The organism is Candidatus Desulfofervidus auxilii, from assembly GCA_030262725.1.
In the GTDB taxonomy this organism is placed as follows: Bacteria; Desulfobacterota; Desulfofervidia; order Desulfofervidales; family Desulfofervidaceae; genus JAJSZS01.
Genome location: JAJSZS010000032.1, coordinates 1 through 9870 on the forward strand (window position 1 = coordinate 1; position 9870 = coordinate 9870).

The 9870-nt window shown below is 32.2% G+C and carries 12 protein-coding genes; 6 read left to right on the plus strand and 6 right to left on the minus strand.

Annotated elements, in window-relative coordinates; genetic code table 11:
* Positions 1 to 508 precede the first annotated feature (508 nt).
* The gene (locus LWW95_10665; protein ID MDL1957485.1) at positions 509 to 1024 is read left to right on the plus strand and encodes an isoprenylcysteine carboxylmethyltransferase family protein; all 516 of its coding nucleotides are present in this window, start codon (positions 509 to 511) and stop codon (positions 1022 to 1024) included.
* 395 nt (positions 1025 to 1419) lie between these two features.
* On the opposite strand, the gene LWW95_10670 is transcribed toward LWW95_10665, so the two are convergent.
* Entirely contained in the window at positions 1420 to 2283 is an 864-nt protein-coding gene (locus LWW95_10670; protein MDL1957486.1) for a sugar phosphate isomerase/epimerase, read from the minus strand.
* A 219-nt stretch (positions 2284 to 2502) separates the two neighbouring features.
* Here LWW95_10670 and LWW95_10675 point away from each other — a divergent pair, with 219 nt between their 5' ends.
* Complete coding sequence (locus LWW95_10675) at positions 2503 to 2724, plus strand: AbrB/MazE/SpoVT family DNA-binding domain-containing protein (GenBank protein MDL1957487.1); 222 nt, start codon at positions 2503 to 2505, stop codon at positions 2722 to 2724.
* A gap of 500 nt (positions 2725 to 3224) precedes the next feature.
* Here the strand turns inward: LWW95_10675 and LWW95_10680 are convergent, their stop codons facing one another.
* The gene (locus LWW95_10680) at positions 3225 to 3914 is read right to left on the minus strand and encodes a hypothetical protein (protein MDL1957488.1); all 690 of its coding nucleotides are present in this window, start codon (positions 3912 to 3914) and stop codon (positions 3225 to 3227) included.
* Between the two features lie 170 nt (positions 3915 to 4084).
* Between LWW95_10680 and LWW95_10685 the strand changes: the two genes are divergently transcribed.
* Together LWW95_10685 and LWW95_10690 are read left to right on the plus strand one after the other, a co-directional pair.
* Positions 4085 to 4606, plus strand: a complete 522-nt coding sequence (locus LWW95_10685) for a hypothetical protein (protein MDL1957489.1) — start codon at positions 4085 to 4087, stop codon at positions 4604 to 4606.
* 65 nt (positions 4607 to 4671) lie between these two features.
* Positions 4672 to 5037 carry a winged helix-turn-helix domain-containing protein gene (locus tag LWW95_10690; protein ID MDL1957490.1) on the plus strand — a complete coding sequence of 122 codons (366 nt, stop codon included), beginning with the start codon at positions 4672 to 4674 and terminating at the stop codon, positions 5035 to 5037.
* A gap of 174 nt (positions 5038 to 5211) precedes the next feature.
* On the opposite strand, the gene LWW95_10695 is transcribed toward LWW95_10690, so the two are convergent.
* The 4 genes from LWW95_10695 to LWW95_10710 all read right to left on the minus strand — a co-directional run bounded on the left by LWW95_10695 (position 5212) and on the right by LWW95_10710 (position 8005).
* On the minus strand, positions 5212 to 6543 hold the full coding sequence (locus tag LWW95_10695; protein MDL1957491.1) for a sulfatase: 1332 nt from the start codon (positions 6541 to 6543) through the stop codon (positions 5212 to 5214).
* A 126-nt stretch (positions 6544 to 6669) separates the two neighbouring features.
* Positions 6670 to 6891: a type II toxin-antitoxin system CcdA family antitoxin gene (locus LWW95_10700; GenBank protein MDL1957492.1), complete on the minus strand. Its 222-nt coding sequence runs from the start codon at positions 6889 to 6891 to the stop codon at positions 6670 to 6672.
* 77 nt (positions 6892 to 6968) lie between these two features.
* Positions 6969 to 7496, minus strand: a complete 528-nt coding sequence (locus LWW95_10705) for an integrase (protein ID MDL1957493.1) — start codon at positions 7494 to 7496, stop codon at positions 6969 to 6971.
* Between the two features lie 194 nt (positions 7497 to 7690).
* On the minus strand, positions 7691 to 8005 hold the full coding sequence (locus tag LWW95_10710; GenBank protein ID MDL1957494.1) for a UPF0175 family protein: 315 nt from the start codon (positions 8003 to 8005) through the stop codon (positions 7691 to 7693).
* A 306-nt stretch (positions 8006 to 8311) separates the two neighbouring features.
* Here LWW95_10710 and LWW95_10715 point away from each other — a divergent pair, with 306 nt between their 5' ends.
* Complete coding sequence (locus LWW95_10715; GenBank protein ID MDL1957495.1) at positions 8312 to 9295, plus strand: hypothetical protein; 984 nt, start codon at positions 8312 to 8314, stop codon at positions 9293 to 9295.
* Between the two features lie 12 nt (positions 9296 to 9307).
* Positions 9308 to 9691: a hypothetical protein gene (locus LWW95_10720; protein MDL1957496.1), complete on the plus strand. Its 384-nt coding sequence runs from the start codon at positions 9308 to 9310 to the stop codon at positions 9689 to 9691.
* Positions 9692 to 9870 lie beyond the last annotated feature (179 nt).

The following is a 9870-nucleotide window of genomic DNA, read 5'->3' on the forward strand; positions in this document are numbered from 1 at the left end:
CTTTTGGATACTCGAGTCCCGTTAAAAGTACTGTAGCCTGATATATAGATCTTCCAGAAAAATTATTTATGTAATTAAAGGGTGGTACTGTAGAGAAAAGTATGGAGAAAAATGTTAACAATAGCCAAAATTTTTTAATATACATAATACATCAATAAAGTATTTCCCTATTTATATATAAGTATTTATTTTAGATGACAGAATTTAACGATCATCTCTGATAAATAAACGTATTTCTCTATATTTTAAACTTATCTAACACTTTAATAAGACAATAAATGCTCATTTATAACATCATCTTCTCAGCCTTTCTAACATTTATTAATATATTATAAATAATATTTGTACAGAGTTCTGTAAGCTTATTGTTGGTGGAATACATAACTCTTAGTATGGGAAAGGAAGGTTTAAATATTCGGATGCTAATCCAATTTATGAAGATTGCGGAAATTTTGTGTTAAGTGAAATACCAAGCCCGCAAAATTAAAAATCAGGAGAAATGAAAATTATGCATAAGAAAAGTATTGGTCACTTAATTGGTCACATAGTATATCTTGCTTTATATGGAGTATTAATAATATCTACCGTTTTTCTTTACAATTCTGCTAATTTAGCAAAATTACTATATGCAGGATGGATAGTCTTAACACTTGGAATTATTTTTCTGTTGTGGTCAAGCAAATCACGAAAGGAAAGGCGTGTAGAAGAGGATATTAGTAGGGAAACTCTTGTTGAAAGCGGCATGTATGCTTTTGTTCGCCATCCTGAATTCTTGGGGCATATATTGATAATTTTTGCGCTGATTATTATTTCACAACACTGGATCAGCTTGATTGTTGGCGCAATCTTAATTATATTACTGTGTCTTGCCATAATAGAAGAAGAAAAGAGAAACATAGAAAAGTTTGGCAAGGCATACAAGGATTATATGAAGAGAGTTCCAAGAATAAATTTAATAGCTGGAATTATTAAGCAAATACATAGCAAGAGAGAAAATAAAGATGGTGATGAAAGTTTAAAATGAGCGGGCTTGGACACTCTGCGGTGCTTCGCACCTTGCCCTTCGAGTTACTTAACAACGGATAAAAGGCTTCGCTACGCTTTGCCCAAATTGTCTACGACACTTCGTTTATCCGCAAAATATTATATCAACAATAAGTTTACAGAACCTTGTACAGTAAATAAAAATATGTATATTTATCATTAAATTTGGGGAGAATATGAGTACCAGAGAAATATGTATTATCCTTCTAGTATTTCTTTTCTTACCATGGTTTATACTATATTTAGTCAGCCACCACCTCCATCACTAACCCTCTAAAATATATTTTATTTTTAAAATTATGATAATGAAAATATAACAATATTAGAGAAAATAATGGGTTATAGATAATCATATTAAATTTTATTAATAGTAGCTTAGATAAAATTGAATTTACTGATGAAGTGATTCAGATACTCCTTTCTTTCCTCTAAACTATATCTTGTTTCTCCCGGAACTTCCAGGTTTAGAGGCTTACTGAATTTAATCTCTTTAAATGCCTTAAAAACTTTTTTCCAATCAATAATACCCTTTCCGGGAAATAGATGTTGATCACTTAAACCATCATTATCACTTACATGTGTAGCCAACAAGTATCCATTAGACTCATATATAGATTCATCAACCCTACCAGTATATACCTCAATATTTGCATGACCAGTATCCAAGCATATACCTAGACTATCAGAACCCACTTTTATAATAGTCTCAACAATATTACTAATCCTAGAATAAAAATTATGTAAATAGCCATAGTTTTCAACAGCAATCTTAACACCATATTCTGCAGCAATCTTAGATAATCTTCTAAAATACTCTACATTAACCTCTAATCCAACATTCTCAATAGGATGTAAAACAATAACAGGTATATTTAGCTCACCACATATATTAAACCATTTTACAAGCTTCCTAACAGCTCTATCAATCCAGTTAACAAAAGACTTTGGAAACAAATCGCTAACATCGAAGGGACCATGAACATCAATAAACTCTATATCTAAATTATTCATTAGATCCCTAATATTCTCCATCCCTATATCAGTAATTTTACTTCTAATATTATTAAGCCGCTCTATAGACTTTAAATCACTAAATTCTTCCCCAAAAACATTATAAACAAGCTCAGACATATGCTCAGCAGAAAGCTCAAGAAAATTAAAGCCCAAACTATGGAACTCCATAAGAGCCCTAGACAATGGCAAATCATAAAAATAGGAGGTCCAAACACTCCAATCCAAATTAACCACTATATCATATTTAAACAACCTAAAACTAAAATTCTTTAACCATATCTTTAGAAAATTTATCTATTAAAAGACATGCTAAGCATAAAACAGTAGCCAATATTAATGCCCAATATAATTATTATAAGTATATGCTCTACAAAAACCTCTTACACAGAATAATTTTTAGATAAATATATTTATAGTAGTACTATTATAGTAGTACTGACAGATATGATACTTATAAAGGTTACTAGAAAAGGTCAAGTAACTATACCAAAAGTATTTAGAGAAAAACTGAACATTTTTGAAGGAGACTACCTTGCGGTGGAGCTGAGAGAAGATAAAATAATTTTCTGGAGACCTAAACTTCCAGAACCTGGAGAACCCGTTGGATTAGAAGAATACAATAAAATATTGAAAGATGTTGAAGAGGCTAGGAAAAATTGGCGCTAATATTTGACACGAGATTTCTAATTACACATACTTTTCCTCCAAATATTAAGAATAAAAAACGTTTATCTAAATTTCTTTCAAAAATTATAGATAAAAAGATATACATTCCATCAATAGTCGTAGTTGAATATATAAAAGTAGCTGGAAAGAGAATAGGTAGTATAAGCGCTGAAATGAAGGTTAGAGCTTGGATAAATAGTGGAGCAAAGATAATTTCCTTAAAATCCTAACATTCCAATAGCAGATATAATAATTGCTGCTTTAGCCCAAAAATTGAGAGCAAAAGTGATAACAAACGATCCACATTTTAAAGAAATAGGTATAAAAACAACATGGTACACTTAGATTCAATCTATTACCTATGTAAGCTGAACCCTATACATCTCAAACCATCTACTAGAATATTAGACTGAAATATCTTAATAAAATTATTGAAATATTAGCTTATCTCGTAAGTAATTTTCCACCTCTCTAGATAATATGTAGAATATTAGGTTAAATTAGATTTTTGGTAGGATTTTAGAATATTTTTCCATTCTAATCATCTTTCCTTCACGTTGTATCAGCCATGTCATCCAGCATAACTCTATAGGTCTATATCCACATGCCAATGCTATTTCCTCTGCCTTCCTAATAAATTTTAAATCATCTTCTACAGGCTTTAAACCAGCTTTCATAAGAATTTCATTTATCACCCTCTTAACAATTTTATCTGGCATAACTGTATCTATACCACCCATCATCCTCAAATACTGAAATGTTATTAAACCTACCCCCTTAATTCTCCCAATCGGATCGGTTCTCCAATTTTCGAGCCTAGCATTTCTAGCCCATATTCTCAAAGCCTCCCTATCATCACTACTTAAAGATGATAGATATGATGCTATCTCCCTAGCAATATGCCACGACCTCCTATTCCTCCAAACTTTTCTCAACTCATCTATATTGGCTTTAGCAAGATCCCTCAAACATCTAATCCTCCCACTCTCCACAAACATTTTATTAAACCTCTCAACCCCTGGAACCACAGCAGTAAAATAATTTAACCCTATCGATGTAAACGATGCATCAACAACCATTAAAACAACGCTTCCACCCCATCTCTCAGTCCTAAGACATCTAGAACAAAACTCCTCTATACCAGAAACCTTAGCCATATAACTATCAACAATTTGCTTCAAACTAATCATTCCAATCCACCAATCACAAGTAATTTATTATTATCTTATAATATTATTACATATTTCTTCTGGAGGATTATGAATAATGTATCTATCTTAATAGTAAATATGCATTTTATTTATAACAAAATAAGAATAAATAAATTAAAATAGTTATATTAGAGGTAAGTGGGGTAGGGATGGATAATAAACTCTCTACCAATGAGGTTGCAAGAATAGTTGAGAAAGAATATAGAAAAACATTAAATAAAATACTTAGGGAAACATTTATCCTAATCTTTGGACCTGGAAAAGGTAGTGAAAAATTTTTTCTGCGATTAAAGGTTCGAGATACACTGAGAAAAATGGGTTGTAAGACCTATTTTCCAGAAGAGATTGCCGCGAAAATAAACACGATAGTTAAGGAAGAAATTCTAGCCAGGAAATTTAATCTTATATATGTTTTACTTATAGGTCTTGGACCAAGCATGGAGTTTACACATTATCTTCATCGAGCTGAACTTGCTCCGAAATTCAGACTCTTCCAAGAATCTAAATATCGCGGAAAGAAAAGCTTTGCTAATGAATTAATAAAACACTTTTGTAAACTTTATAGACATTGCTATCTCTTCGATGATGAAAAGAAGTTAATTAGAATTGCAAAGAAGTGCTTGAAAAATTATGTTAATTTTGTTATAGTATATAAGCATAGGCCATATTAGTCAACTATTTTTGACTTAATCAAAAAATTTATAAGATACCTCCTCTATAAAATAGTGGAGATAAGATGGATAAACGAGAATTTGTGGAGAAAAATATCGGCTTATTATTTCATCCAGAAACCGATGTAAAGGTTATGGCTATTTCCAATAGGACGAGAAGAATTATTCTAGGAATACTCTACGTCTATGGACCGCTTTTTAATAGGGATCTTAAAAAATATACTGGATTATCGTCAAATAAACTTGCCTATCATATGAAAATTCTAAAGCGAGCTGGATATGTCTCAAATACCTATCTATCAGAACGTAGTGGAAAAACGTTCTCAAAATATAGTATTACAGAGGAAGGAATAAGATTTCTAGAATATATAGGTGCAAAGTCGAAACTCGATGAAATAGTGTTGAGAATTAAGCAAAACAATGCAAGTTAAGATTATAAAATAAAGAAAAATCCATCAAATAAGTAAAATAATTCTTAAATCTCCAAATGTACATTATCTTCACTCTATAATAACAATGATAATTTAAGACAACTATTTTAAATATTTCTCTACCCATATAATGTATGAAAATTTATTATAAAAAATGTTCGTATAGTAAGGATATTATACGGTCATGCCCAGCATTCCAGTATAGTATCCTCTAGGAGTCCTTATATAGTCTAGCCTCTCCAATAGCTTTATGTTTTCATCATCTCCCGTAACATAGTCTCCAAGATTTCTATGTTCAAGCTTATGTAAAACAGCCATAAGTTTTTTCCTCATATCATCTACAATATCTTTATTTTCCTCAGCTATATCGTTTTTCTCCAATGGATCTTTCTTCAAATTATAAAGCTCGTCTTCACCATTTGAAGCCCATATGTATTTATAGTCTCCTATAAATAATGCCTTTAAACTTCTATCATATCTCCTAAAATCAAAGTTTCTATCTCTTGACAACATCCTATCAAACGAGTGGAGTGGTCTTTGATGTTCTGCCAATGCAAAGCCACGTCCCCCCTGCTCTAGAATTTTCAATATACTTACTGCTTGATTCTGAATCCATATACTGGTATCCTTAACATCTAGTATCTCGAGTATAGTTGGGAATAAATCATGTGTTTGAACAATTCCATCATATTTTCTTCCAGCGGGAAATAGTTTAGGATACCTTATTATTAACGGTACATGTAGTACAGGTTGATAGAGATTTAGAGAATGCGCAATATATGGTGGATAATGTTCGCCCTGCTCATCTCCATGGTCGCTCGTAATAATAAGCATGGTATCGTCAATTAAATTGCTCTCCTCAAGATAGTTGAAGAGTATTCCCAGTCTTTCATCTAATGCTGCAGTAACTCCATCATATAATTTTCTATGTATATCCCACATATCCCTTGAAACATGAACTTTACCCATCCTAATATCCCATACATTTGGATAAAGAGACTCCATCTCCTCAAGACTAATATCTTTATAAAACTTTGCCCTAAATTTTCTGGGAGGAAAATAGGGTCTATGCGGCTCCAAACAGTTTATAAACATAAAGAAAGGCTTATCCCTATTATTCTTCAGCCATTTAACAGCAATCCTCATATGTTTCTCGGAACCCGTCTCAACCCAATCCTCAAGTGAAGTAAAAGGTACTCTATAATAGACATCAAACCCCCTATGATAACCTATACCATACATGCACCACCAATGACCACTATTACACATTCCAACAGTCCTATAGCCTAGAGACTTTAAAATCTCGGTCAAAGTATATTTTTCACGCTGGAAATATGTATGACTCTGACCGACACCATGGCCATAAATATATCTTCCAGTAAATATAGATGCATGGGAAGGCAGAGTCCAAGACCCTGGAGAAATACATCTCGTAAAAACCATACCTTCACGCGCTATCCTATCAATATTAGGAGTAGTATTCTTCAAATATCCATAACAATGCATATTAGAGGCTCGCTGAACATCCATTATTATAAGAATAATATTAGGTCTTAAACTCATATACCCTAATATTATCAACTAATTATTTAACTTTATCTATCCTTCAGCCAACATGTAGCTCTAATAAAGTTAATCGATGTTCTCCCTATCCTCCCTAATATTTTTTAAAATCCTATCAATATCTATCTTATCAAGAATATCACTTATCTCCTCAAGCCTATATTTAAGTCTCTCAAGCCTACGCCTCCTAACCTCATCCTCCAAAGCCTTCCTTAAAACCCTAGAAATATTTATCCCCAACCTCTCAGCCTCCTCCCTCAACTCCCTCCTCACCTTAGTTGAAAACCTCATATGTCTACTAAAATGTAGTAACAAAATAGTATATAAATTTACTAGATAAGTATAATCTAATTCATTGGAATAGGCTTCTAGGACGTAGCTGATAACTCCCTTAAGATATCTTCCCCCACTTTACGCTGAACATATTTTAAAATATAGTTTAGATTCTTATGTTGAGTTATACTTGCTATCGCTTGAACAGAATAACCCTTCTCCCCTAAATAACGTATAAATGCATACCTCAAACTATGAGTATTTATCCCATACCTATATTTACAATACATCCTAACACTATCCCTATTAACAAATGGAATAATCAATCTAACCAACCCCAATAAATATTCATCTATAAAACTAGGAATAACTATTAAACGCATATTATCCCTCTGCCTCCTAACCCTAACATACACCTCATTTTTATTTTGATTAACCGCCTTCCTAACACCCTCAATAGCCTCACTAATCCTACAACCATTCAAAAGCTGAACCAAAAGTATCACAGTATAACAAATCTCCTTAAGCCTCCTATACGTAAGCCCCCCTCCACGCAATTTCCTCAAATCACCTAGAAACCTATCCCTCATCTCAATAAAATCAACACTCATATCCCAATCCATACATCATCACAATAATATAGATAACAAAATATATAATTTTATTCACTTACGAACATATGTGAAGATTATTATTTTATCGTTAGTGACTTTCTCATGGAAAAGGCATCCGAATACCCCTTCTCCTTGCCTTTATCAACAACCTCTATTCTACCTCTAACGTAATCAATATTTTGTTAAGTGAATCAGTGCCCGAATTACTGACCACGCTCAATATTCTTCAACTCCTCCAAAATTTCTTCACCAGACAGTGGAAATGGAATATTATAGATTCTGAGAAGTTTAAGCATTTCTCTATACGTAGTACCAGTAAGCTCAGCTGCCTTCCAGACACTTATCTTTCCATCTCTCAACATATCTAATACCATTTTAAGCTTCACAGCCTTTAAACCCTCTAAAATCAACTCTCTTATAACAGCAGATCTACCAATCTTTCTCCTACAAGCAATTTCCTCGATCTCCTCAAGCTGAGATAAAGGAATCCTAATAGATACAGTAACAGTCTTCTCCATCCATTCACCTGGATATAAAATAATAAAATGTAATATAAAATCTATCCTTAGCCCTTCAGAAAAATTCACCTGGATATAAAATATTATTATTTATCATGATAAAATATCTAGATTTCACAAACCTTATGTTAAAATAAAAATATTTTATTAATCCTCTTAGACTTATAGCCTCAATCACTTCTCCAATGTTCTTTCTAAGCTTTCCCTTTTCTATTCTACTTCTAATAGATCCTGGTAGACAAATTATATCTTGATGAGAGATAAAGGTTAAATGTTTAAAATATATGTAGATGATGGGAGTAATGGATGTCTGAATATTTCTTAATATCGGTCTCCAATAGATGGAATCTTAACCTATGTATAAAATATTCTCTAGCAGGATTTACAAATAGTATCAATGGGTTTTGGGCCTTCCTCGACATAGATGTAGGAGACTATATTTCATTCCTCTATGGTGCAAGAGTATATAATTTATATAGAGTTGTAGAGAAAAGGGCTTATAGGAATGCTGGAAACCTGCCGCCATGGCCTCCAATAACCTTTAAAATATCTGGTAAAACCTATTATTTCCCATTTAGAATGTATTTGGAGAAAAAACGTGTATTAAATGAACCCATGGTTAGACCTGAATTTGCATATGTTGCAGAAAACCTGCTTCTACGAGGAGGATATAGGAAGACACATTTCCAGGCAGACACAGTAACATTTTACAATGTATCTAATATGGGGGAGCTATTTAGTGGCGTAGAGGAAAAACTATTCATATCGGCTGAGACATTTACACCTAGAATTGTATTTAGAAGAGAAATGCAGATGGTTCCAGAAAAATATTATTTCTGCGAACTAATACTACAATCCCTTATCCGTAGAAAAATTAGACATAAATATATTAAAAACATAGCCAACATATTTGGATTACCGGAAGACATAGAATATGATGTTCTAGGAGAGAAGGCTTTACCAGAGGGATATGTAGATATATTTATAAAAAACAAGCATCCATCCACACATAACTATAAAATCATCATAGAAGTAAAGACTGGAAACGTAGGAAAAACGGATATAGAGCAAGTGGAAAAATATCTCAATGAAATAGGTCCAGAATGTGTTGGTGGAATAATAATTGGAAAAAAGTTTCCAAGAAAAATTCTAAAAAATCCACCCAAAAACCTAATTCTAATAAAATATAGATTTGAAAACCTCGATAAAAATAAAGAATATACCTATAGAGAACTATTAGAAATGTTAAAACTAGAAACAATATCATTACAACCATATCTAAATCCATAATATAGGGAAAGTATGGAGATAGAGAGATTTGAAAAATATCTAAAAAGAAAAATCATTGATGCAATGAGAAATAACATTGTCCCAGAAGATTTTACCTGCACTGTTTTCGGAAGCATTAAAACAAAAAGCTTTAAAGATATAAAAGATATAGATGTAGTCTGCATAACCAGAGAATATAGTGGAGAAGACCTGGCAAACATAGGCTACAACTTCTACACCAATTATCTCAGAAAAGGATATAAGGGAAAACCAATCGACTTCTTCATAACAAATCCAGATACAGGAGAAATATATGATTCAAGCGATTTATTTTATGAAAAAACAAATGAAACAGCACCAAAAATAGCAGAAACAATTAAAAACATAATAAAGGGTAAGCAGGCAGCCATAATCTAGTCAAATTCAATAAATATATTTATAATAGAAATTTAAAAGATCTAAATGCGATAAACATGGGTAAATGTCCATATTGTAAAAGAAAATTAGACTTCCTAGTATATAGAGAAACAGTATCTACAGAATATGAAGTAGATCTATGGGATGAAGTACTACACTATGAGATAGAAGATATTATT